General features: G+C 71.7%; 17 protein-coding genes and 2 pseudogenes. 8 read left to right on the forward strand and 11 right to left on the reverse strand.

Going from position 1 to position 23,649, the window contains the following annotated elements; genetic code table 11:
- The first annotated feature begins 61 nt into the window (after positions 1–61).
- Positions 62–556, forward strand: coding sequence for an Rv3235 family protein (locus tag ACZ67T_RS41545; RefSeq protein ID WP_469991666.1), 495 nt, complete (start codon positions 62–64; stop codon positions 554–556).
- A gap of 12 nt (positions 557–568) precedes the next feature.
- On the opposite strand, the gene ACZ67T_RS41550 is transcribed toward ACZ67T_RS41545, so the two are convergent.
- The 3 genes from ACZ67T_RS41550 to secA all read right to left on the reverse strand — a co-directional run bounded on the left by ACZ67T_RS41550 (position 569) and on the right by secA (position 6,560).
- Positions 569–1,720, reverse strand: a complete 1,152-nt coding sequence (locus ACZ67T_RS41550; protein WP_469991668.1) for an alpha/beta fold hydrolase — start codon at positions 1,718–1,720, stop codon at positions 569–571.
- 187 nt (positions 1,721–1,907) lie between these two features.
- Positions 1,908–3,191, reverse strand: a complete 1,284-nt coding sequence (locus tag ACZ67T_RS41555) for a PucR family transcriptional regulator (RefSeq protein WP_469991670.1) — start codon at positions 3,189–3,191, stop codon at positions 1,908–1,910.
- 564 nt (positions 3,192–3,755) lie between these two features.
- Positions 3,756–6,560: a preprotein translocase subunit SecA gene (gene secA / locus ACZ67T_RS41560; protein WP_469991672.1), complete on the reverse strand. Its 2,805-nt coding sequence runs from the start codon at positions 6,558–6,560 to the stop codon at positions 3,756–3,758.
- A 243-nt stretch (positions 6,561–6,803) separates the two neighbouring features.
- Between secA and ACZ67T_RS41565 the strand changes: the two genes are divergently transcribed.
- Together ACZ67T_RS41565 and ACZ67T_RS41570 are read left to right on the forward strand one after the other, a co-directional pair.
- A complete protein-coding gene (locus tag ACZ67T_RS41565) occupies positions 6,804–7,376 on the forward strand; it encodes a GNAT family N-acetyltransferase (protein ID WP_469991674.1) in 573 nt (190 codons plus the stop codon).
- A gap of 70 nt (positions 7,377–7,446) precedes the next feature.
- A complete protein-coding gene (locus ACZ67T_RS41570; RefSeq protein ID WP_469991676.1) occupies positions 7,447–8,625 on the forward strand; it encodes a winged helix-turn-helix domain-containing protein in 1,179 nt (392 codons plus the stop codon).
- 75 nt (positions 8,626–8,700) lie between these two features.
- On the opposite strand, the gene ACZ67T_RS41575 is transcribed toward ACZ67T_RS41570, so the two are convergent.
- From ACZ67T_RS41575 to mtnA, 8 genes and pseudogenes are all read right to left on the reverse strand, one after another.
- Positions 8,701–9,456: a response regulator gene (locus tag ACZ67T_RS41575; protein ID WP_453778384.1), complete on the reverse strand. Its 756-nt coding sequence runs from the start codon at positions 9,454–9,456 to the stop codon at positions 8,701–8,703.
- A gap of 223 nt (positions 9,457–9,679) precedes the next feature.
- Positions 9,680–10,369 carry a ribosome hibernation-promoting factor, HPF/YfiA family gene (gene hpf / locus ACZ67T_RS41580; protein WP_469991678.1) on the reverse strand — a complete coding sequence of 230 codons (690 nt, stop codon included), beginning with the start codon at positions 10,367–10,369 and terminating at the stop codon, positions 9,680–9,682.
- 326 nt (positions 10,370–10,695) lie between these two features.
- Positions 10,696–11,163 (reverse strand): annotated as a pseudogene (locus tag ACZ67T_RS41585) (ComF family protein); the annotation flags it as partial.
- 339 nt (positions 11,164–11,502) lie between these two features.
- Positions 11,503–11,817: pseudogene (locus ACZ67T_RS41590) on the reverse strand (ComF family protein); the annotation flags it as partial.
- Between the two features lie 161 nt (positions 11,818–11,978).
- Complete coding sequence (locus ACZ67T_RS41595; RefSeq protein ID WP_469991680.1) at positions 11,979–13,874, reverse strand: LpqB family beta-propeller domain-containing protein; 1,896 nt, start codon at positions 13,872–13,874, stop codon at positions 11,979–11,981.
- Positions 13,864–15,945 carry an MtrAB system histidine kinase MtrB gene (gene mtrB / locus ACZ67T_RS41600; RefSeq protein WP_469991681.1) on the reverse strand — a complete coding sequence of 694 codons (2,082 nt, stop codon included), beginning with the start codon at positions 15,943–15,945 and terminating at the stop codon, positions 13,864–13,866. The genes ACZ67T_RS41595 and mtrB overlap by 11 nt, the downstream gene beginning before the upstream one ends.
- A gap of 1 nt (position 15,946) precedes the next feature.
- On the reverse strand, positions 15,947–16,636 hold the full coding sequence (mtrA, locus tag ACZ67T_RS41605) for a two-component system response regulator MtrA (RefSeq protein ID WP_189491636.1): 690 nt from the start codon (positions 16,634–16,636) through the stop codon (positions 15,947–15,949).
- Between the two features lie 4 nt (positions 16,637–16,640).
- Positions 16,641–17,789, reverse strand: a complete 1,149-nt coding sequence (mtnA, locus tag ACZ67T_RS41610) for an S-methyl-5-thioribose-1-phosphate isomerase (RefSeq protein WP_469991683.1) — start codon at positions 17,787–17,789, stop codon at positions 16,641–16,643.
- A gap of 140 nt (positions 17,790–17,929) precedes the next feature.
- Here mtnA and ACZ67T_RS41615 point away from each other — a divergent pair, with 140 nt between their 5' ends.
- Genes ACZ67T_RS41615 through ACZ67T_RS41635 form a run of 5 tightly spaced genes read left to right on the forward strand, consistent with a single transcriptional unit; the run spans position 17,930 to position 23,504 of the window.
- Positions 17,930–19,228, forward strand: a complete 1,299-nt coding sequence (locus ACZ67T_RS41615) for a DUF7847 domain-containing protein (protein ID WP_469991685.1) — start codon at positions 17,930–17,932, stop codon at positions 19,226–19,228.
- Positions 19,229–19,232: 4 nt separating this feature from the next.
- Positions 19,233–19,931, forward strand: coding sequence for a DUF4129 domain-containing protein (locus tag ACZ67T_RS41620; protein WP_469991687.1), 699 nt, complete (start codon positions 19,233–19,235; stop codon positions 19,929–19,931).
- Positions 19,928–21,187 (forward strand): DUF4350 domain-containing protein, encoded by a 1,260-nt coding sequence (locus tag ACZ67T_RS41625; RefSeq protein ID WP_469991689.1) that lies wholly within the window; start codon positions 19,928–19,930, stop codon positions 21,185–21,187. The genes ACZ67T_RS41620 and ACZ67T_RS41625 overlap by 4 nt, the downstream gene beginning before the upstream one ends.
- Positions 21,184–22,176 (forward strand): AAA family ATPase, encoded by a 993-nt coding sequence (locus ACZ67T_RS41630; protein ID WP_469991691.1) that lies wholly within the window; start codon positions 21,184–21,186, stop codon positions 22,174–22,176. Before ACZ67T_RS41625 ends, ACZ67T_RS41630 begins: the two co-directional genes overlap by 4 nt.
- Positions 22,177–22,193: 17 nt before the next feature.
- A complete protein-coding gene (locus tag ACZ67T_RS41635; RefSeq protein WP_469991693.1) occupies positions 22,194–23,504 on the forward strand; it encodes a DUF58 domain-containing protein in 1,311 nt (436 codons plus the stop codon).
- Positions 23,505–23,649: the final 145 nt, after the last annotated feature.

Below are 23,649 nucleotides of genomic sequence, written 5' to 3' on the forward strand. Positions count from 1 at the left end.
GATCCCCAAGCGAAGTTACCGATCGGTATCCACCGGTCGGACGCCGAACGGGGACCCAGACATGCACGAGCCCACCGCCCACGAGCCGCCGCTGCGCAAGGTGATGGACCAGCCGCGCCGCCGCCCCGGGACCACCCGGCCCCCGGGCGGCCGACCGCCCGGCAGGCAGGACGCGAGGCACCCGGGCGCGCGGCCCGTGCGCGTCCCGCCCCAGCTGCCGCCGCACCCCGCCGAGCTGTTCACCGAGCGCCTCCTGCTGATGCTCAGCGGCCAGCGCCCCGTCCACTGGGCCTCCCGCCACTTCGCCGGGTCCCTCTACGACGCCCTGATCCGACTCGCCGAGAACCAGCCCCTCAGCGACCGGGGACGGCGGCCCGTCGTCCGCGGCATCGGCCACTACGAGCCCGAACCCGGCGTCTACGAAGTCTTCGCCCGGATCAGCGCGGGCCCCCGGCTGCACGCCCTCGCCTTCCGCCTGCACCGGGGCGACGACCACCGCTGGCTCTGCACGGCCGTCGAAATGAGCGGACGCCCGCCCCGCGACCGCGAGACGTGAGCCCCGCCGCCGTCAGCGCGCCAGACGCGCGTCGAGCCAGGCGTCGACCTCGCCCAGCGCGGTCACCGGCAGCGAGGGGTGGTCGACGCCCTCGTACGCCGTGTACGTCACCCGGGTCCCGGCCCGCGCCAGTGCCGCCGCGGTCTCCTTCGACGTGACGGCCGGCACCGTCGTGTCCGCGGTGCCCTGCACGATCAGCACCGGCTCGCGGTAGCGGGTGACGGGCGGCTCGGAGTGGCGGGCCAGCAGCGCGGCGAGCTCGGGCGCTCCGTTGCGGGGCGTCCCGTACACGAAGTCGGCGTTCTTCAGCCCCTCGCCGGCCTTGAACACCTCGGCGAGGCAACCGCCGTCGCGCGCCACCTCGAGGACCTTCATGCCCTGGGGCGTGAGGTAGTCGGACGGCTTCACGTCCGGTTCGGCCGCCGCCATGCCCGAGACGAGCAGGGCGATGTACGGGTTGGCGGTGGCCTGCGGGTCGCCGACGCCGCCCAGGTCGAGGATCTGCGCCCAGTGGCTGGGCGGGGCGGCGGCCGCGGCGCCCCGGAAGTCCAGCTCGGGCGCGTAGCGGTGCGCGTACGCGGCCGTGAACAGCGCCGCGCCACCGCCCTGCGAGTGCCCGTACACCGCCCACTTGCGGCCCACCCGGGGATCGAGCCGGCGGGCCGCCCGCACGATGTCGGCGGCGGCGTGCGCCTCGGACCGCCCCGACACGTAGGTGTGCTCGCCGTCCGTGCCCAGGCCCTCGTAGTCGGTGGCCACGACCGCGTACCCGCGCTTCAGCCAGCTCTCGAAAAGGGTGTGGGCGCGGGCGTCGGGCCCGGTGACCGACGGGGCGCAGGCGTCGGCGACGCCCACGGTGCCGTGGTCCCACGCGACGACCGGCCAACCGCCGTGCGGCGCCCTGCCTCTGGGCAGATAGACCATCCCGGAGACGGTGACGGGCGAGCCGTCCTCCCCGGTCGAGCCGTAGCGAACGCGGACGGCCCCGCCGGTGGCCGGGGTGCGGAACGACGCGGGCAGCGCCTCCTGTCCGAGGAGCGTGCCCGGCCGGGCACCGGCGTGCCGGACCGCCCGCGGCGCGTCGGCTCCGGCCTGCTGCGGGGCCGCGACCAGCGCGGCCCCGGCCACGGCGCCCGCCACCAGGGCGGCGGTCAGCTGCTTCATGCGTTACGTCCCTCCTGGGTGCCACCGCTCACGCGACGGCCACCCGGATCTCGGCTGATCGCGTCCGGTACGGGCATGCGCTGCTGCTCACCGGACGTGTGCAGGCCAAGATCACCGCTGGCCGGCCACACCGGTCAAGACACGGACGGACCCCGCCGACGGCTGTGACTCCGACGCGGTGACGGCGTCACGCCGAACCGGCAGACCCCGGTGAACCGGTCACAGCCAGCGCCGCCGACAGCAGCACGATGCCGCTCGTGGAGTGCGGGTCGACGCCGGTCAGAGCGACGATCCGCGCGATGCGCTTGTCGACCGTGTTGGGATGCACGTCGAGGGCGGCGGCGGTGCGGCGCCGGTCACGGTCGGCGGCGAGATAGGCGCCCAGCGTGGCCCGCAGCTCGGGGTGCGGGGCGAGCGGGGCGAGAGCCGCCGCCACGTCCGCGTCGCCGTCGCGCGGCTGCGCCAGGTGGTAGTCGACCAGGACGTCCGACAGCCCGTACACACCGAGCGGCCGGCCCGTCCGGCGGACCGTGCGCACGACCTCTTCCGCCCGCCGCGCGGCCGCGGGGACGGCGTCACGGCCGGCCGCCGGGGCGTACCCGCCGACGACCGGCACCTGTGCGACCCGGCTCAGCACCGGGCCCAGCGCGCGCAGCGCGTCCGGCTCGTACGCGCCGGGCAGCAGCACCAGACCGCCCGTGGTGCGCGCCGACAGCAGGGCCAGGAGCGGGCCCTGCGCGAAGCGGCCCAGTTCGGCGCGGATCCGCCGGATCCGGCGGCGGCGCACCATCGCGTCGGCGGGCTTCTCCGGCGCGCCCTCACGCCCGCGGGACGGCTCGATGTCCAGGCAGAGCACCACGTACCGGTCGGCGAGCGCGATGCCCAGCTCGTCGGCGAGCGAGCCGACGGAACGCCCCTCGACCAGTGCTCTGGCCAGCGCTTGCTGGGCCGCCCGGCCGTCCGCCCGCAGCTCCTCGTACTCGGCGAGATAGCCGCGGACCGCACTCTCGGTCAGCTGCTCGAGGACGGCGAGGAGCCGCTCCGCGAGCAGCCCGAGGCCGGGCAGGTCGGCGGGCTCGGCGTACTGGCGCAGCGCCCGTGTCAGATGCCGGGCGCCCCCGAAATACGTCCGCACGACGGCATCCAGCGGCACGCCCTCCTCGGCCCGCTGCGCGGCCTGCTCCGTGAACGGCGCGCAGTCGACGGGAAAGGCGGGAACGCCGTCGGCGGCCCGGGCGAGGAAGCCCTGCAACGCGAGGCGGGTGGTACGCGCGATCTCCACTTCCCGCACGTCGTCAGGGAGATCACCGAAAGGTGTCGTCGCCCGGAACTCCCCGTCGACCAGCTCCCGGACCAGCTCCGGCACCCGAGGCAGAACCCGCCCGGCGAGACGCCTGGCCGCCGCGTGCTCCGCACCGCCACCATCACTGCCACCGCACCCACGCCCCTCGGCCCGGTCCGGCGCCGTCATGCCCGTCATCCCCGCATACCCATTGACCTCTGCTGCTCCGACTGCCGCTGTCCGACTGCCGGTGTTCCGGCCGCCCTGCCACTCCGACTGCCGACATCCGACCGCCTGCGCTGCGGCCGCCTGCTGCTCCGACCGCCGGCATCCGGCTGCCGGTGTTCCGGACGCCCGCGCTGCGGCCGCCCTGCTGCTCCGACCGCCACTGCCCGACTGCCGACATCCGACTGCCGGTGTTCCGGCGGCCGGCGCTCCGGCCACCTGCGTTCCGGCCGCCCTGCTGCGCCATCCCGACACCGCGCCCGCGCCCCTCGGCCCAGTCCGGCGCCGTCACACCCGGCCCTCCGCATCCCCGTTACCCCCTGCTGCTCCGACTGCCGCTGTCCGACCGCCGACATCCGACCGCCTGCGCGGCAGCCGACCTGCCGCGCCGACCGACACTGTCCGACTGCCGGTGTTCCGGACGCCTGCGCTCCGGCCGCCCTGCCGTCCCGCCCCGACACCGACAGAAGGGGCCGGGCATCCCGTGCCCGGCCCCTTCACACACGCTCGGTCACAGCGCGCCGCGCACTACTTCTTGCGGCGGCGCCCGCCCTTCTGCTGCTTACGACGCTCCGCGCGCGTGAGGCCGTCGGCCTCGGAGCGCGCCGGGCCGTCCTCGGTGACGTAGTCCATCTCGTCCACGCCGCCCTCGGCGTTCGGCGCCTGGAAGTGCAGGCGGTCCGGACGCTGCGGGGCGTCGAGGCCCTTGGCGCGGATCTCGGGACGGCCGACACCGGCGGGCACCGCGTCCTGCTTGTCCAGGGACGGCACCGCGTCCTGCACGGGAACCTCCTCGACCTGCTGCTCGACCTGGACCTCCAGGTTGAACAGGTAGCCGACGGACTCCTCCTTGATGCCCTCCATCATGGCGGTGAACATGTCGAAGCCCTCGCGCTGGTACTCGACCAGCGGGTCCTTCTGCGCCATGGCGCGCAGGCCGATGCCCTCCTGGAGGTAGTCCATCTCGTAGAGGTGCTCACGCCACTTGCGGTCCAGGACGGACAGGACGACGCGGCGCTCCAGCTCACGCATGATCTCGGAGCCGAGCTGCTCCTCACGCGCCGCGTACTGCGCGTGGATGTCGTCCTTGACGGACTCGGCGATGAACTCGGCCGTCAGACCCGCGCGGTCACCCGCGGCCTCCTCCAGCTCGTCGACGGTGACCTTCACCGGGTAGAGCTGCTTGAAGGCGCCCCACAGCCGGTCCAGATCCCACTCCTCGGCGAAGCCCTCGGCGGTCTCGGCGCCGATGTACTCGTCGATCGTGTCGTCCATGAAGTGCTGGATCTGCTCGTGCAGGTCCTCGCCCTCCAGGACGCGGCGCCGCTCGCCGTAGATGACCTCACGCTGCCGGTTGAGGACCTCGTCGTACTTGAGGACGTTCTTCCGGGTCTCGAAGTTCTGCTGCTCGACCTGCGACTGGGCCGACGCGATGGCGCGCGTGACCATCTTGTTCTCGATCGGCACGTCGTCCGGGACGTTCGCCATCGACATGACGCGCTCGACCATCTGGGCCTTGAACAGGCGCATCAGGTCGTCACCGAGCGACAGGTAGAAGCGGGACTCGCCCGGGTCCCCCTGACGGCCGGAGCGGCCGCGCAGCTGGTTGTCGATACGGCGCGACTCGTGCCGCTCCGTGCCGAGGACGTAGAGCCCGCCGAGGTCCTTGACCTCCTCGAACTCGGCCTTCACCGCCTGCTCGGCCCGCTCCAGGGCGGCCGGCAGCGCCGCGGCCCACTCCTCGACGTGCTCGACCGGGTCCATGCCGCGCTGGCGCAGCTCCGCCTCGGCGAGGTCGTCCGGGTTGCCGCCGAGCTTGATGTCGGTGCCTCGGCCTGCCATGTTCGTGGCGACGGTGACGGCGCCCTTGCGGCCCGCCTGGGCGACGATCGTCGCCTCACGGTCGTGCTGCTTCGCGTTCAGCACCTCGTGCTGCACACCGCGCTTGGACAGCTGCTGCGAGAGGTACTCGGACTTCTCGACCGACGTCGTACCGACGAGGATCGGCTGGCCCTGCTCGTGCTTCTCGGCGATGTCGTCGACGACCGCGTCGAACTTGGCGACCTCGGTGCGGTAGATCAGGTCGGCCTGGTCCTTGCGGACCATCGGCTTGTTCGTCGGGATCGGGACGACGCCCAGCTTGTAGATCTGGTGGAACTCGGCGGCCTCGGTCATGGCCGTACCGGTCATGCCGGAGAGCTTGTCGTAGAGACGGAAGAAGTTCTGCAGGGTGATCGTGGCGAGCGTCTGGTTCTCGTCCTTGATGTCCACCCCTTCCTTCGCCTCGATCGCCTGGTGCATGCCCTCGTTGTAGCGGCGGCCGGCGAGGATACGGCCGGTGTGCTCGTCGACGATCATGACTTCGCCGTCGATGACGACGTAGTCCTTGTCCTTCTTGAACAGCTCCTTCGCCTTGATGGCGTTGTTCAGATAGCCGACGAGCGGGGTGTTCACCGACTCGTAGAGGTTGTCGATGCCCAGCCAGTCCTCGACCTTGGCGACGCCGGGCTCGTGGATGGCGACGGTGCGCTTCTTCTCGTCGACCTCGTAGTCGCCGGTCTCCTCGATACCCTTCAGCGGATTACCGGCCTCGCCCTTCTTCAGGCGGGTGACCAGCTTCGCGAAGTCGCCGTACCACTTCGTGGCCTGGTCGGCGGGGCCGGAGATGATCAGCGGCGTACGGGCCTCGTCGACGAGGATCGAGTCGACCTCGTCGACCACCGCGAAGTTGTGGCCGCGCTGGACGAGCTCGTCCTGGGACCACGCCATGTTGTCGCGGAGGTAGTCGAAACCGAACTCGTTGTTCGTGCCGTACGTGATGTCGCAGTTGTACTGCTCGCGGCGCTGCGCCGGCGTCATGTTCGCCAGGATGCAGCCCACGCTGAGGCCGAGGAACTTGTGGACGCGGCCCATCATTTCGGAGTCGCGCTCGGCCAGGTAGTCGTTCACCGTGATCAGGTGGACGCCCTTGCCGGACAGCGCGTTCAGGTACGTCGGGAGCGTGCCGACGAGGGTCTTGCCCTCACCGGTCTTCATCTCGGCCACGTAGCCGAGGTGGAGGGCGGCGCCGCCCATCAGCTGCACATCGTAGGGACGCTGGCCGAGCACGCGCCTGGCCGCCTCGCGGACGGTGGCGAAGGCCTCGGGGAGCAGGTCGTCGAGGCTCTCGCCACCGGCGAGCCTCTCCTTGTACTCGTCGGTGAGGGCCCGCAGCTCGGCGTCGGAGAGGCTGACGAAATCCTCTTCGAGGGAGTTGACCTGGTCCGCGATGCGGTGCAGCTTGCGCAGGATCTTGCCTTCGCCTGCACGCATGATCTTCGAGAGGACGGACACGGGGGTTGGTCTCCTTGCCGGTCGGGCCTGGCACGGTCGGGTGTGACGGTATAGAGCAACGGCCATCGTATGCGAGGACCCCGGCGCGCCGGGAGGTCTGCAGTAACCACAGCCACAGGGACAACGCACGAGGACCGCTCAAGGTGCCGCACGAAGCTGTGCACCCCGAATGCGAAAGGTAACAGCGCGCTCACCCCGCGATATCTGCTGGCGTCATTGTCGGCCTCCGAGCAGAATCGGCCGATGGAACCCGTCGCACTCACCACCGACCGCCTGCGGCTGCGCACGTTCACCGCCGAGGACACCGACGAGGTGTATCTCGCGGCCCAGGACCCCGGCATCCAGCGCTGGACCACGGTCCCGTCGCCCTACGCGCGCGTGGACGCCGAACACTTCGTCAGCCGCATGGTCCCGGACGGCTGGCGGGCCGACACGGAGTACACCTTCGCCGTGCGGCTCCAGGACGACGGCCCCGTGATCGCCGCCGCGAGCCTGCACCACCCGCGCGCGGGCGCCTGGGAGGTCGGCTTCTGGACCGGCAAGGAGTACCGCGGCCGCGGCTACATGACCGAGACGGTCCTCGCCCTGGCCCGCTGGGCCTTCACCGACCTGGCCTGTACGCGACTGGAGTGGCGCGCCGAGGTCGGCAACGTCGGCTCGCGCACCGTCGCCGAGAAGGCCGGCTTCACCATGGAGGGCGTGATGCGGGCGGGCCTGCCCAACAAGGGCGTACTGCGCGACTGCTGGGTCGCCTCGCTCCTCCCCTCGGACCTCGGCATCCCGGCAGTGCTGCCCTACCTCCCGGCGCCGGAGTGACGCCTCCCGGCGCCGGCCCCCGCCCGCCGGCCAGGCCCGGCTGTCAGTGCCGCGCCCTATCGTTCGGAGCATGACGACCACGCCGCGCCCCGCCGCCGAACTCTCCGCCGACGAGGCCCGCCGCATCGCGCTGCGGGCCCAAGGGTTCCTCGGCGCGCCGGACCGCAAGGGCGGGGTCCGCGGCGTGCTCCGTCACCTCGGAGCGATCCAGCTCGACACCATCTCCGTGCTGGCCCGCTCGCACGAACTCATCCCGTACGCGCGCCTCGGCGCCGTCGGCCGCAGAACGGTCGAGGACGCGTACTGGACCCCGGGCACGGCCGGCGCGCCGCACGCCTTCGAGTACTGGTCGCACGCCGCGTGCATCCTGCCCGTCGAGGAGTGGCCGCACTTCGCCTTCCGCCGGCGCGCCTACCGCACCCGCCCGCACTGGCACCACGACCTGCCCGACGGCGCGTACGAGCAGGTCATCAAGCAACTGCGCGCCGAAGGCCCGCTCACGGCCACGGAGTTGGGCGGCGCGAAGAACAAGGGCGAGTGGTGGGACTGGTCCGCGGCGAAGGTCGCCGTGGAGCGCGCCCTCATGTACGGCGAGGTGGTGTGCACACAGCGCCACAGCTGGAAGCGGGTGTACGACCTCGCAGAGCGCGCCGTCCCGGCCGAGCTGCTCCACGACGACCTGGACGACCGGGAGTGCCTGCGCCGCCTGGTCCGCCTCGCCGGACAGTCCCTCGGCATCGGCACACGCTCCGACATCGCGGACTACCACCGCCTGAAGCACGAGCAGTTCGACGCGGTGGTCGAGGACGCGGGCCTGGTTCCCGTGACCGTGCAGGGCTGGGGGAAGCCGGCGTGGGCGGACCCGGAGGCGCTCGACACCGTCCCCCGCGGCCGCCACCGTACGACGCTGCTCTCACCCTTCGACTCCCTGATCTGGGAGCGGGCCCGCACGGAGCGGATCTTCGGCTTCACGCACCGCCTGGAGGCGTACGTCCCCAAGCCGAAGCGGGTGCACGGCTACTTCGCGATGCCGGTCCTCGCGGGCGGGCGCCTGGTGGGCCGCGTCGACCCCGCGCGCGACGGGAGCACGCTGGTCGCCAGGCAGGTCTCCCTGGACGGCCCGAAGGCGGTCCCGGCCGTGGCGCAGGCGCTGCGGAAGGCGGCGGAGTGGGTGGGCTGCGACGCGGTCCGGATCGAGCGCGTCGACACCCCGGACCTCAAGCCGGCCCTGGTCACCGCCCTCGGCTGACCGCTGTCACCCGACAGCTGTCACCTGACCCCTGCCACCGACAGCTGTCACCTGACCGCTGTCACCCGGTGACCGTCACCGGATCTCGAGGATCTTCTCCCGCATCGCGTACACCACGGCCTCCATCCTGGAGTGCAGCTGGAGCTTCTCCAGGATGTTGCGCACATGGTTCTTCACGGTGTTCTCAGAGATGAACAGTTCCTTGGCGATATCGCGGTTGTTCATGCCCGTGGCGACCAGCTTCAGGACTTCCAGTTCGCGGTCGGTCAGCCGCGGCGCCGGAACGAGGCGCCGCTCGTCCGTGCGCTGGATCATCGACTTGAATTCAGTGAGGAGCTTCGACGCCATCGAGGGGCTGATCTGCGACTGCCCGTCGGCGACAGCGCGAATGGCCGTGGCCACCTCGTCCGTGGAGATCTCCTTGAGCAGATAGCCCGTCGCGCCCGCCTTGATCGCGTCGTAGAGATCCGCTTCCTCGTCACTGATGGTCAACATGATGATCTTGGCGCTGGGGGCGACCTCCTTGATGGAGGTGCATGCCTCGATCCCGCCGCGCTTGGGCATCCGCACATCCATCAGGACGATGTCGGGCAGCAGGTCGGCCGCCTTGTCCACGGCCTCAGCGCCGTCACCCGCCTCGCCGACGACCTGGATGTCCTCCTCGGCCGCGAGAACGATCTCGAGCCCGCGCCGGAACAGTGCGTGATCGTCCACCACGAGGACCCTGATCGGCTCCTTGCGCGGCGCGCTCTCGTCCGGGCCCATGCCCTGGACACCGTCACCGGCCGTACCGGCGCCGTCGTCCCGCATCGGTCCGAAGCTGTCCGCCATCGTTCCTCCCCCTGAAGGCCATGGCCCGTCTCCCTGTGCCGCGCCAACCCGAGGCAGCGGCACACCGGTTGACCCGGCCCGGCCATGATTTCATGCCTGGGCGCCGGTGCGGTGACCGAGCGGTGCGCAGAGGGGTCGCACGAGGGTGCCCCCGGGGGCGCACGCGCCCCCCAGGGCACCCTTCACTGCCGTCTCCGTGGGCTCAGCGGCGTAGCTGCCCGGCTCAGCCGCCGAGCGCCCCGCCCGCTTCGGCCGACTGCGCCTGGGTGACCATCGGGTCGGTGTTGAGGTGGATCACGCCGTAGTCGTAGGCGTGGCGCCGGTAGACGACGCTGGGCTCCTTGGTCTCGGAGTCGACGAAGAGGTAGAAGTCGTGCCCGACCAGCTCCATCTCGTAGAGCGCCTGGTCGAGCGACATGGGCGCAGCGACGTGCGTCTTCTCGCGAACGATGAGCGGGCCTTCGCCCTGGACCTCGAGGGAGCCGATCCTCGTGGTCGGCACTCCGCCGCGCTCCTCGTTGTTGACCACCGAGCCGTCCCCGTTCAGAGTCGCCGTGCGGACGACATCGGGGACTTCCGCGGCCGTGAGCCTGCCGTTCCCGCGGCGGGTGGACCGCTTGCTGTGTTCCTTGCGCAGGCGCGCCTCGAGCTTGTCCGTTGCCAGGTCGAGCGCCGCATACGCGTCGCTGGCCGCCGCCTCCGCCCTGATGACCGGGCCGCGCGTGCGGAGTGTGATCTCTACGCGGTCGCTGCGGTCGGCCTGTCGGGGGTTGGGCTCCTTGGACACCTCCACGTCGAGGCTGATCACCTTGCCGTCGAACTTCTGGATCTTGTCCAGCTTCAGCTTCTCGGCCACGTGCTTGCGGAACCGCTCGGGCACCTCGGTCTTGCGGCCCTTGACGACGATGTCCACGCAGAACTCCGTTCCCGGATCGCCCCGCTCCATCGGCGGAGCATCTCCCTCTTGCACCAGACTCCGGCCACTTCCGGAGTCCCTGACTCGGCGACTTCCACCTCCTCCTCCCCCATGGACAAGATCTACACCCCATCATCGCGGGTGATTGTCGAAAAAACCTGCGGCGCCCACGACACTGGCATTCCTGATTGCTGCGGATGGCCTCCGCCATTCCGTACAACCGAACATATCTCGCCCGGACGGATGTCGTCACCCTCTACTGACGCGTACCTCCATTCAGGTGAAATGCCCCCCTCACCACCTGCAACGACGCAGGTTTACGCTCAGTTCCGGTTTATTTCGAAAGAACCCGGAGAGGCTGCAACCACTGCCGCACTGATCGAGTTGCGCGCAGGCAATTCCCGTGCAGTTTCCACCCATCCCGGCGTGATCCCGTCGCTCTCATCCTCTGCCGTCCCGGCCACTGCGGCACGTATTGCGCGGGCCGCCTCCGCCAATGAGGCGCCCGTGGTCATGACGTCGTCGACCAGCACGATCCGGCCACCCGAGGCGAGGAGCGCACGCGCTCCCACGGGCACCTCCAGAGCACCGGCGAGATTGGCCAGACGCCGCCGCGAGCTGAGCCCGGCCTGATCGGCAACAACCCGCCGCTGACGCAACGCGGCACACACCCTCGCGGGAACCCCCACCCGACGCAGCTCAGCCGCCGCGGCATACGCAATCCGCCGCGAAGGATCATGCCCCCGCGCCCGAACAGCCTTCCGAGCAGAGGGGACGGGGACCAGGAGGAGGGAGGTGGGGGGAAGAGGTGGCGGGGTTGGTTGGGGGCGGGGGGCTGGTCGGGGGCGGGCGATTGATTGCGGGCGGGCGCCGGGTTCAGGGCGGACGGTTGATTGGGGGCGGGTGCCGGATTGAGGGAGGTCGGCTGGTTGGGTGCGGGCGGTTGATCGAGGGAGGGCGCCTGGTTGGGTGCGGGCGGTCGAACGGTGGCGTGCGCCTGCTTGGCTACGCGCGCTTACCGGAGTGCGGACGCCACCCGCCTGCGTGCGCATGTCTCGCGGCGTATGCGCAGCATCTGCCTGCGTGCGCCCGGCTGCCCGTGTACGCCTGTCTACGGGGCCCCCACCCCCGCCCCCTCCCCCATCCCCCGTTGCGCCAAGTCCCGCCCGCACCGCCCCCGCGAGGGCCGCGCCCAGGGGCACCGCGAGCCCCAGCGCCCCCCGCTCCTTGTGCGCGAGCAGTACGGCCCGCACCGCGTCCTGGTACGGAGCGGCCGCGTGCACCACCGGTAGCCCGGGCGGCTCAGGGTTCGGCCGTACCCGGCCCGGCGCGCCGCCGCACAGGGCGTCGGCGCAGCGCGCGCAGAACGTCGTACGCGGCCGACCACAGCCTGCACACTCGGCCGGCAGCACAAGATCTCCGAGGTCCTGCAACCACCCCCGCATGTCCACCACTGTGCCAACGGGGGCGCCCTGCGACCACCCCTGTGGATAACTGCCTGTGGACAACTCCCGGACCTGCACACTCCGTTGCAATCGGAGGACTCAACTCCGTCCGGCGAGAGGGGGAGTACGGCGCGTCTCACGGCCGCCGCACCCCCAAGCCCCTACCCCGGATAGACCGGCGCTGTCCCGTCCTTGAGCACCGTCTGCCACGGCAGACCCGGCGGCAGCCGGACGATCCCGTCGTCCGAGTGGGCGACGAGCGGCAGGCGGTCGTCCTCGGACGCCGCGATCTCCTTCACGCCCGTCAGGCCGGGCAGCGCCTGCCCCGTCGGCGCCGAGCCGTCGCACTGGACGTAACTCAGCTGCTGCACGCCCCCGGACTCGCGTCCGACCACGACGAGGCGGCTTCCGCCGGCCCACGACATGGCCGTGACCTCCTCCATCTGGGGTGCCGCGGCGCGCAGTTCATCGACGGAGACCGAAAGCTTGCCGTCCGATCCGGAGTCGCGTTCGATTCGTCCGATCCGCAGCGTGGTCTTGCCCTCGTCGGACACGAGCAGCGCGATCCGCACGCCGTCGGCCGACACCTTCACGGCTTCGATCCGCCCGCCGTCGAGCCCGGAGACGTCGACTTCGTGGATCTCGTCCGCCATGCCCCGGCCGAACATGAGTAGCCGCGGCCTCTTCGGGTCGCGGTCGGCCACCCACAGGTCGCCGAGCCCGTCCCAACTGGGCGTCGTGAGCCGGTCCTTCTCGGATTTGGCGTCGCTGCGTACGACCGCGTCGCCGAGCGAAGCGCCCGACACGAACGACCCGACGAACAGAGCGCTCCCGTTGTTCGACACGGCCGCGGCCTGCGTCTCGTCGCGCGAGACGGCGACCGAGCGCATCCGCTGCTCACCGTCGCCGAGCGGCCCCGGCACCCGCTCCGGGTCCTTCGTGGTGCGGGACGCGCCCGACATCTGCACGAGCCTGCCCTTGTCGTCCAGGAAGTACTGGTCGTCGGCGGACCCGGAGATGCGCGGTTCCACGAGGGCCTCGGCACCGCTCTCGCTCAGGACGCACAACTGCGACCCGTTCGACCGTTCGAGCTCGATCTGCGACACGTTCGCCGACGTCACATCCCGTAGGGAGAACAGGAGTTGTGCGGCCATCTCCTTGCAGCGGGCCTGCCCGACGTGGTCGGCCTTTGCGTTCAGCGGGACCTTCAGATTGTTCTCGTCATCGGGCGCGAGCGATTTCACGCCCTTGCGCAGCCGCGTGTCGGAGGGGAACGTCGTGGTCACGACCGGGTTCAGCCAGTGCGTGGGCCCCGAAAGCAGGGCGCGCACCGTCTGCGTGAGGGGGTCTATCCACTGACGTACGTACACGGGGTCGGCGACCAGCCTCTTCTGACGGCTCGTCGAACCCGAGCCCGAGCCCTCACCGCTCGCCGCGCCGCCGGGGGACTCGTCCAGCGCGTAGTAGTACTTGTTGACGGACTGGTAGATGCGCTGGAAGTCTGACTGCCCGAGGACGACGCCCTGCGGCAGCCCGTCGATGCGCCACTGCTTGCCCTTGGGGCTGTTCTCCTGCACGAGGTGCAGCGTCTTGCTGTACGAGGTGCTTTCGGGCCGGTACGCCTGCTGCTGGTCCACGAACGCGACCTGATGGCCACTCAGTCTGAACGAACGGCCCTCGTCGCCCGCGCTCGGCCTGCTCGCCTGTCCCGGGCTCGGTCCGTCCGTGAGGACGGTGGTGCGCTCCTCCGGGTGCCAGCCCTTGGCGGCCTTCTCCGTGAGGTACTTGCGCGCCATCGTGTACTGCGGATCGTCGCTGGTCAGCGCTTCGAGGAAGCCCTCGACGATACTGACGGGCCCGGCGTTCTCGCGGGGTGGCATCGCGAAGACGCGCACCTGCGAGTCGGGCCGCTGTGACGCCTCCACTGCCTGGAGTCCGCCGTTGTCCGGCATGGACGCGCAGCCGCTGAGCACCAGTGCGCCGCAGCCGAGCAGCACACCTGTACGCAGCCTGCGCCGCCGTCCGGCCAACTGTGGCCGCCCCCGCTCACCGCGCACGCCCGCCCCCACTTCCCTCGCCGCTGCCGCCGGTCCCCTCGGCCGGTCGGGCCTGCTCGTCCCGGGGTCCCTGCGGACTCCCGGTGTCCTGCCTGCGTGCCGCCGGTGCGGCCGCGTCACCGCGGGCCACGAGCCGCGAGCCGTTCCCGGGCAGCGCCGCGGGGTCGACCGCGTACCGGGGCGCGGCCGGTTCCTTCGCCGGTACGGGCGACGGCACGCGGGGCGCGCCCGCTGCCTGCGCCGGGACCGTCGCCAGCTTGCCGGCGCCCCCGCCGAGCGGAAGCCCTGCCTCGCTCAGGCCGCGGTTGCGCCGCGAGTCCTCCGGCTCCAGCGGTATCGGAGACCCGCGCAGGGGTTCGTCCGCCGTCCGCGGCAGTGTCAGCCGGAACTGCGATCCGCCGCCGGGCTCGCCCCACGCCTGGAGCCAGCCGCCGTGCAGCCGGGCGTCCTCAAGGGCGATGGACAGGCCGAGGCCCGTGCCGCCGGTGGTACGCGCGCGTGCCGGGTCTGCGCGCCAGAAGCGGCTGAAGACGCGGGTGGCCTCGCCTGGCTTCAGGCCCACGCCGTAGTCGCGTACGGCGACGGCGACCGCGCCGCCGGCCGCGGCGAGCCGCACGACCACGTCCCTGCCCTCGCCGTGTTCGACGGCGTTGACGACGAGGTTGCGCAGGACGCGCTCCACACGCCGCGCGTCCGCCTCGGCGACCACGGGCTGCTGGTCCCCGACGATCCGCACGTGCGTGCCCTTGTGCTCGGCGAGCGGCTCTGCGCCGCCCACCACACGTCGTACGACTTCCCGCAGGTCTATCGGCTCCGCCTCCAGGGCCGCCGCGCCCGCGTCGAACCGGCTGATCTCCAGAAGATCCGCGAGCAGCGATTCGAACCGGTCCAGCTGGTCGGCGAGCAGTTCCGCCGACCGCGCGGTGACCGGGTCGAAGTCCACGCGCGCGTCATGGATCACGTCCGCGGCCATGCGCACCGTCGTCAGCGGTGTCCGCAGCTCGTGCGACACGTCGGACACGAAGCGTCGCTGCATCCGCGAGAGATCCTCGAGCTGCTGGATCTTCGTGTGCAGGTTCTGCGCCATCTTGTTGAAGGCTTCACCGAGCCGGGCGATGTCGTCCTCGCCGGTGACCTTCATGCGTTCCTGGAGGCGTCCCGCGGAGAGCCTTTCGGCGACGCCCGCTGCCATCCGTACGGGCGTGACGACCTGCCGTACGACGAGCCAGGCGATGGCGCCGAGCAGTACCACGACGAACAGTCCGGCCGTGGCGAGCGTGCCCTTGACCAGGCCGAGCGACTTCTCTTCCTGGGTGAGCGGGAAGAGGTAGTACAGCTGGTAGGCGTGGCCCTTCGGGTCGGTCATCTGTTTGCCGATGACGAGGCCGGGCTGCGAGTCCTTGCCGTCCTCGTAGACGATGCGCGTGTACTCCTGGGACGCGCCCGTCATCTTCTCGACCCGCTCGCGCAGGTCGTCGGGGACGCTGGGGTCGAGGACGCCGCCGGAGGCGCGCGGTCCGCGCACGCTGTCGTCGCTGTCGGCCCCGGGCGGGCTGAGCGTGACGACATCGAAGGCGCTCTGGCCGCCGGACGAGAGCTGGGTGACCAGTTCGCTCATCCAGTTGTTCGGGGTCAGGGGGGCGCGGCTGTCCGTCGTCGCCCCGTCGCGCGCGCCGGCCGCGGCCGTGTCGGCCTTGTCCTTGGCGGCCCGGAAGCCGCCCTCGGCCTGGCTCTGCGACGCCTTCACCTTGGCGTCGAGCAGGCCGTTGCGCACGGAGCCGATGACGACGATGCCGAGCAGCAGCACGACACCGAGCGACATCAGCAGCGTCGTGACGACGATCTTGAGCTGGATGTTGCGCCGCCACAGACGTCTGGCGGGCAGCAGCGGCCGCCGCACCCAGCGCGTGAACAGGCGCAGCACGGGGCTGCCGTTCATTCCGCCCTGGAGCAGCAGACCGCCGTCGAGGACCCGGCGCAGCACGGAGCCACGCCCGGCCTTCGGTCCCACAGGCCGCCCCGAGCGGATTCCCGGCCCCCCGGGTGCCGGAGCGGCACTGTCGCGGGACATGTCAGCTCGGTCCGGCCTTGTAACCGACGCCACGGACGGTCACCACGATCTCCGGACGCTCGGGATCCTTCTCGACCTTCGAGCGCAGCCGCTGCACATGCACGTTCACCAGGCGCGTGTCGGCCGCGTGCCGGTAACCCCACACCTGCTCGAGGAGGACCTCACGCGTGAACACCTGCCACGGCTTGCGGGCGAGCGCCACCAGGAGGTCGAACTCCAGAGGCGTCAGCGCGATCGACTGCCCCTCCCGCTTCACGGAGTGCCCGGCCACGTCGATGACCAGGTCACCGATGGCGAGCTGCTCGGGCGCGGGCTCCTCGGACCTCCGCAGCCGCGCCCGGATACGGGCCACGAGCTCCTTCGGCTTGAACGGCTTCACGATGTAGTCGTCGGCGCCCGACTCGAGGCCCACCACGACGTCCACCGTGTCGCTCTTCGCGGTCAGCATCACGATCGGCACCCCGGACTCCGCCCTGATCAGGCGGCACACCTCGATGCCGTCCCGGCCGGGAAGCATGAGGTCCAGCAGCACCAGATCCGGCTTGGACTCCCGGAAAGCGGCCAGCGCCTTGTCGCCGTCAGCTACGAACGACGGCTCAAAACCTTCACCACGCAGCACAATGCCGAGCATCTCGGCCAGTGCGGTGTCGTCGTCGACGACAAGGACTCGTCCCTTCATAGGCCACATCATCCCATTAGCTCATCGTTACCTGGCGTGACCTGGCACACAGCTCGCCCAGTCCTTCAGCTGTCACAGGGGAAACCACTCCCCACTCCGTGACGATCGCCGTCACCAACTCGGGCGGCGTCACATCGAATGCGGGGTTGTACGCCTGCGTCCCCAGCGGAGCCACCGGAAACACGCCTCCCGCCTCAACCCCGGCCATCGGCACCTGGGGTGCCGTGACCTCCGTCACTTCATGTCCGGCCCGCTGCTCCACCTCGACGGACGATCCGTCGGGGGTGTCCGGGTCCACGGTCGTACCCGGCGCCACCACGATGAACGGCACATGGTGGTACTTGGCAAGAACCGCGAGCGGATAGGTCCCCACCTTGTTCGCGACGGAACCGTCCGCCGCGATCCGGTCGGCCCCGACCAGCACCGCGTCCACCTCACCGGCCGCGAACAGCGACCCCGCCGCATTATCCGTGAGCAGCGTGTACGCCATCCCCGCCCGCGCCGCCTCGTACGCGGTCAGCCGCGAACCCTGGAGCAGCGGCCGCGTCTCGTCCACCCACAGCCGCGTCAGCCGCCCCACCCGGTGCGCGGCGAGCGCCACCGCGAACGCGGTGCCCTCGCCCCCGGAGACCAGCGCCCCCGTGTTGCAGTGCGTGAGGATCCGGTGCTGTCCGCCCGGCATCAGCTCGTCGAGCAGCGCGAGGCCGTGCCCGGCCATGGCGGCGCTGGCCTCGGCATCCTCCCGGTGCAGTGCCCGCGCGGCGGCGAGCGCGTCCCGGGCGGCCCGCTCCCGGTCCCCCTCGGCCCCGAGCCCGGCCCGGTACGCCGCATGAGCCCGGCGCACCCCCTTCGCGAGATTGACCGCCGTGGGCCGCGCGGCGGCCAGCGCGACCGCCGCCTCGTCCACGTCGAACCCCCGTGCAGCGGCCAGGGCCACGCCGTACGCCCCCGCGATGCCGAGGACTGGCGCTCCCCGCACGGCGAGCGTCCTGATCGCCTGGACGAGCCCCTGCGCGTCGGTGCAGACCAGCTCGACCTCCTCCACGGGCAGTCTGGTCTGGTCGAGCAGGACGAGCGCGGGCCCCTCGGCCGGCTCCTCCCATCGGAGTACGGGTATGTCGGTGGGCCGCTTGTCGTCGCCGGTTTGCGCGTACTGATCAGCCATCCGCCCAGTCTGCCCCGTACCCGACGGACAATTGAAGGTGTGCAGCCCATACAGCACCCGGTCAACTCGGAGCCACACCGTGGCACGATGGGCGCCAAGCTGCCGCCGCGCCCGCGGCCGGGCACCGTGAAGGAGCGACGATGAACGACACTCCGGGCTGGGCCTCGCCCGGATCCGCCCCCTCCGACGGCCAGGACGACCAGCCTGCCCAGGACGGCAAGGACTCCGCTCCCGACCCGAAGTGGTCCAAGGAGCAGCCGCCGCCCGCGCAGTGGTCCGCCCCGTCCGGCCAGGGCCAGGCCCCGCCTCCTCCGTCCCCTCCCGTCCAGGGCTGGGGCGGACCGCCCGGAGGCCCCACGGGCCCCGGCGGTCACGGCGGTGGGGGTGGCTACGGCGGCCCGGGCGGTGGCTACGGCGCCGGATGGGGCTCCTGGCAGGGCAGGCCCGCAGCCGCCAAGCCCGGCGTCATCCCGCTGCGCCCGCTCGGCGTCGGCGAGATCCTGGACGGCGCCGTGTCGACGATGCGCGCACACTGGCGCACCGTCCTCGGGATCTCGCTCTCCGTCGCCGTACTCATCGAGATCGTGGTCGTCCTCCTCCAGGGTCTCGTCCTGAACAACTCGACGAACATGGACGCCCTCGACGACCCGAGCGCCACGGCGAGCGAACTGACACGCGCCGTCAGCGACACCCTGGTCAGCTCGGGCGTCGTCCAGATCGTCTACCTGCTCGGCACCATCGTCGCCACGGCCCTGCTCACGACCGTGACCAGCCGGGCCGTACTCGGCAAGTCCGTGACGACCAGCGAGGCCTGGAAGGACGCCAAGCCCCAGCTCCTCAAGCTGGCCGGCCTGACGCTCCTCCTGCCGCTCATCGCCGCCGCCGTCCTGCTCCTCTGCATGCTTCCCGGCATCCTCGTCGCCGTCATAGGCTCCTCGGACGCCGGCGCCGCGCTCATCGCCCTCGGAGCCCTCGGCGGCGCCGTCCTGGCGATCTGGCTGATGATCCGCTTCTCGCTCGCCTCGCCCGCCCTGATGCTGGAGAAGCAGAGCATCCTGAAGTCCATGAACCGCTCCGCCAAGCTGGTCCGCGGCTCCTGGTGGCGGGTCTTCGGCATCCAGCTGCTCGCCGGGATCATCGCCGGACTCGTCTCGTCGATCATCGTCATCCCGTTCGCGTTCCTCGCCGACGCCATCGGCGGCGAAAGCGTCAGCGGATTCCTCGACGGCGGCACCGGCGACCTCGGCTGGACGTTCCTCATCGTCACCGGCGTCGGCTCCGTGATCGGCTCCATGCTCACGTTCCCGATCACGGCGGGCGTCACTGTGCTCCTCTACATCGACCAGCGCATCCGCCGCGAGGCCCTCGACCTCGAACTCGGCCGCGCGGCAGGCCTCCAGAGCTACGGCGGCACCACCGGCCCCACCCCGGGGAGCTGATGCGGTGAGCCCGGCGGGGGGAGTGCTCTGGGCTGCCGCGCTGCGCTCGCGCACCGGCGGCGACGAACCACCGGTGACCATCCCGCGCGGCCCCGCGCGGGAAGCGGCCCGGCGCGAACTGTCCGAGCCCGCATACCACCAGGACGACCCGAGCCTCCTCCAGCGGGGCCTCAACCGCTTCTGGGAATGGCTCGACAAACTGTTCTCCGCCGCCGCCGGGGCGACCCCCGGCGGCGGGTTCGGCCTGCTCGTCATCGTGCTCGCGGTCGTGGCCCTCGCCGCCGCCCTGTGGTGGCGCCTTGGCACCCCGCACCGCTCCCCCCACTCCACCGCAGCCCTCTTCGACGACCGCCCCCGCAGCGCCGCCGAACACCGCGCGGCCGCCGAGGCACACGCCGCCCAGGGCCACTGGACCCAAGCCGTGCAGGAACGGATGCGCGCCATCGTCCGCTCCCTGGAAGAGCGCGCACTCCTCGACCCGCGCCCCGGCCGAACCGCCGACGAGGCCGCCTCTGAAGCAGGCCGCACCCTGCCCGCCCACACGGGCCGGCTGCGCACCGCCGCCCGCGACTTCGACGACGTCACATACGGCGGCCGCACCGCCACCCCGCAGACGTACGAGCGCCTCACCACGCTCGACACCGAGCTGGACCGCACCACCCCCACACTCACCGGCAGTTCCCCCCGAGGAGCCGCCGAGTGACCACCCAGCACCCGACGGCCCCCGCCGCCACCCCGCCGAACGCACAGGACTCCGCACCACCGGCGAAACCCGGCGAGCAGCCCCCGGCCACCTCCACGGCCCGCACCCCGCGTCAGCTCTGGACCCGCACGCGCGGCCTGCTCATCGCTGCCGTGATCCTGGTGATCGCCGCCGTCGTCATCGCGCTCGTCCGCTCCGGCGCCACCCACGGCCGCCTCGACCCGCGCTCCGCCGACCCGTCCGGCAGCCGCGCCGTCGCCCAGCTCCTGGCCGACCGGGGCGTCTCCACGCGCGTGGTCACCACCACCGCCGAGGCCCGCGAAGCGGCAGGCCCCGACACCACCCTCCTCGTCGTGTCCCCCGACCTGCTCACCGACCGCCAGCAGGCCCGACTGCACGCCGCCACCACCGACTCCGGCGGCCGCACCGTCCTGATCGCCCCCGGCGCCCCCTCGCTCGACACGCTCGCCCCCGACGTCACCGCGGACCGCGCCCCCAGCCTCGACGCACTCGCGCGCCCCGGCTGCTCCCTGCCCGACGCCCGCCGCGCCGGCGACGCCGAGACCGGCGGCCGCCGCTACGCCACGTACCCCACGGACGCCGACACCTGCTACCGCAGCGAAAGCCTCCCCACCCTCCTGCGCCTGCCGGAGGCCAAGGGCGGCGACACCGTCCTCATCGGCGCCCCCGACATCTTCCTCAACGAACGTCTCGACAAGCACGGCAACGCCTCGCTCGCCCTGCAACTCCTCGGTTCCCGCCCCCACTTGGTCTGGTACCTCCCCTCTCTCTCCGACGACGCCGCGGCCACCGACTCCGAGCGCCGCAGCTTCTTCGACCTGCTCCCCTCGGGCTGGTTCTGGGGCACCCTGCAACTCTTCATCGCGGCCGTCCTCGCCGCGTTCTGGCGCGGCCGCCGCCTCGGCCGGCTGGTCCCCGAACGCCTCCCCGTGGCGATCCGCGCCTCCGAAGCCGTCGAAGGCCGCGCCCGCCTCTACCGCAAGGCCAGCGCCCGGGACCGTGCCGCCTCCGCTCTGCGCACCGCCACCCGCACCCGCCTCGCCCCCCTCATCGGCGTCCCCCCGTCCCAGGCCCACACGCCCGAGACCCTGCTCCCCGCCCTGACCGCCGCACTCCACGCCTCCGGCCAGGACCCGCGCACCCTCCTCTTCGGCCCGCCGCCCGCCAACGACGCGGCCCTGACAGCCCTCGCCGACCAACTCGACGCCCTCGAAAGAGAGGTACGCCACTCATGATGGCCCCGACCACTGACAACGCCGGGCCCACCGGAGATCCCCACAGCTCACGGGCGTCTCTGGAGGCCCTGCGCGCGGAGATCGCCAAGGCCGTCGTCGGCCAGGACCCCGCGGTCACGGGCCTCGTCGTGGCGCTCCTCTGCCGCGGCCACGTCCTCCTCGAAGGCGTCCCCGGAGTCGCCAAGACCCTCCTCGTACGCGCCCTCGCCGCCTCCCTCGAACTCGACACAAAGCGCGTCCAGTTCACCCCGGACCTGATGCCGAGCGATGTCACGGGTTCCCTCGTCTACGACAGCCGCACCGCCGAGTTCTCGTTCCAGCCCGGCCCCGTCTTCACCAATCTCCTCCTCGCGGACGAGATCAACCGCACCCCGCCCAAGACCCAGTCCTCCCTCCTCGAAGCCATGGAGGAACGCCAGGTCACGGTCGACGGCACCCCCCGCCCGCTCCCCGACCCCTTCCTGGTCGCGGCGACGCAGAACCCCGTCGAGTACGAGGGCACGTACCCCCTCCCCGAGGCCCAGCTGGACCGTTTCCTCCTCAAGCTCACGGTCCCCCTCCCCTCCCGTCAGGACGAGATCGACGTCCTGACCCGGCACGCCCAGGGCTTCAACCCGCGCGACCTGCGCTCCGCGGGCGTACGCCCCGTAGCCACCGCCGCCGACCTGGAGACCGCCCGGGCAGCCGTGGCGAAGACCTCGATCTCCCCCGAGATCACGGCTTACGTCGTCGACATCTGCCGCGCCACCCGCGAATCCCCGTCCCTCACCCTGGGCGTCTCCCCGCGCGGCGCGACGGCGCTCCTGTCCACGGCCCGCGCCTGGGCCTGGCTCACGGGCCGCGACTACGTCATCCCCGACGACGTGAAGGCACTCGCCCTGCCCACGCTCCGCCACCGGATCCAGCTCCGCCCCGAAGCCGAGATGGAGGGCGTCACGCCCGACTCGGTCATCAACGCGATCCTGGCCCACGTCCCCGTTCCCCGCTGACGCAAGGCTCCGCACCCATGGCCCTCACCGGACGCACCGCCCTGCTCGCCGCCCTGGGCTCCCTCCCCGTAGGCATCTGGGAGCCCAGCTGGACCGGCATCCTGGCCGTGAACACCCCCCTGGCCCTGGCCTGCGCCTGCGACTTCGCCCTGGCCGCCCCGGTACGACGCCTGCGCCTCACCCGTTCGGGTGACACCGCAGTGCGTCTGGGCGACCCGGCCGACGTCACCCTCACCGTCACCAACCCCTCGCGCCGCCCCGTGCGCGCCCAGCTCCGTGACGCCTGGCCACCCAGCAGCTGGCTCCCCGGCACCGAGGTCGAGGCGTCCCGCCACCGCGTGACGATCCCCCCGGGCGAGCGCCGCCGCATCACCACACGCCTGCTCCCCACCCGCAGGGGCGACCGAAAAGCCGACCGGGTCACCATCCGCTCGTACGGCCCGCTGGGCCTCTTCACCCGCCAGGGCAGCCACGACGTCCCCTGGACGGTCCGCGTCCTCCCCCCGTTCCACAGCCGCAAGCACCTGCCCTCGAAACTGGCCCGCCTGCGCGAACTCGACGGCCGCACCAGCGTCCTGACGCGCGGCGAGGGCACCGAATTCGACAGCTTGCGCGAGTACGTTCCCGGGGACGACACCCGCTCCATCGACTGGCGCGCCACCGCACGCCAGTCCACGCTCGCGGTCCGCACCTGGCGCCCGGAACGCGACCGCCACATCCTTCTGGTCCTCGACACAGGCCGCACCTCCGCCGGCCGCGTTGGCGACGCACCCCGCCTCGACGCCTCGATGGACGCCGCGCTCCTCCTCGGCGCCCTGGCGTCCAGGGCCGGCGACCGGGTCGACCTGCTCGCCTACGACCGCCGCATCCGCGCCCTGATCCAAGGCCGCGCGGCAGGCGAACTCCTGCCCGCCCTGGTCAACGCCATGGCTCCACTGGAGCCGGAACTCGTCGAAACGGACGCCCGCGGCCTGACGGCAGCGGTCCTGCACACAGCTTCCCGCCACTCACTCGTCGTCCTCCTCACGACCCTCGACGCGGCTCCGGTGGAGGAGGGCCTCCTCCCCGTCCTCTCCCGCCTCACGAAACGCCACACCGTATTGGTGGCTTCGGTGGCGGACCCGACGATCGCGAAAATGGCCGGCTCCCGTGGAAACACCGAAGCGGTCTACGACGCCGCCGCCGCGGCCCAGGCCCAAGCGGAACGCAACCGCACGGCGGAATTGCTCATCCGCCGAGGAGTCACGGTCGTCGACGCCGCCCCGAACGACCTCGCACCGGCACTGGCGGACGCCTACCTCGCTTTGAAGGCAGCGGGCCGGCTCTGAATGCAAGAAAAAAGGCCGGTCCCTGAAAAGGGACCGGCCTGGTATTCGCACACAACGCAGAAAACCCCCGTAACAGGATTCTCATCCGTCACGGGGGTTTTCTTCAAAAATAGTTCGGCGGCGTCCTACTCTCCCACAGGGTCCC

The organism is Streptomyces sp. NPDC107517, assembly GCF_055582645.1.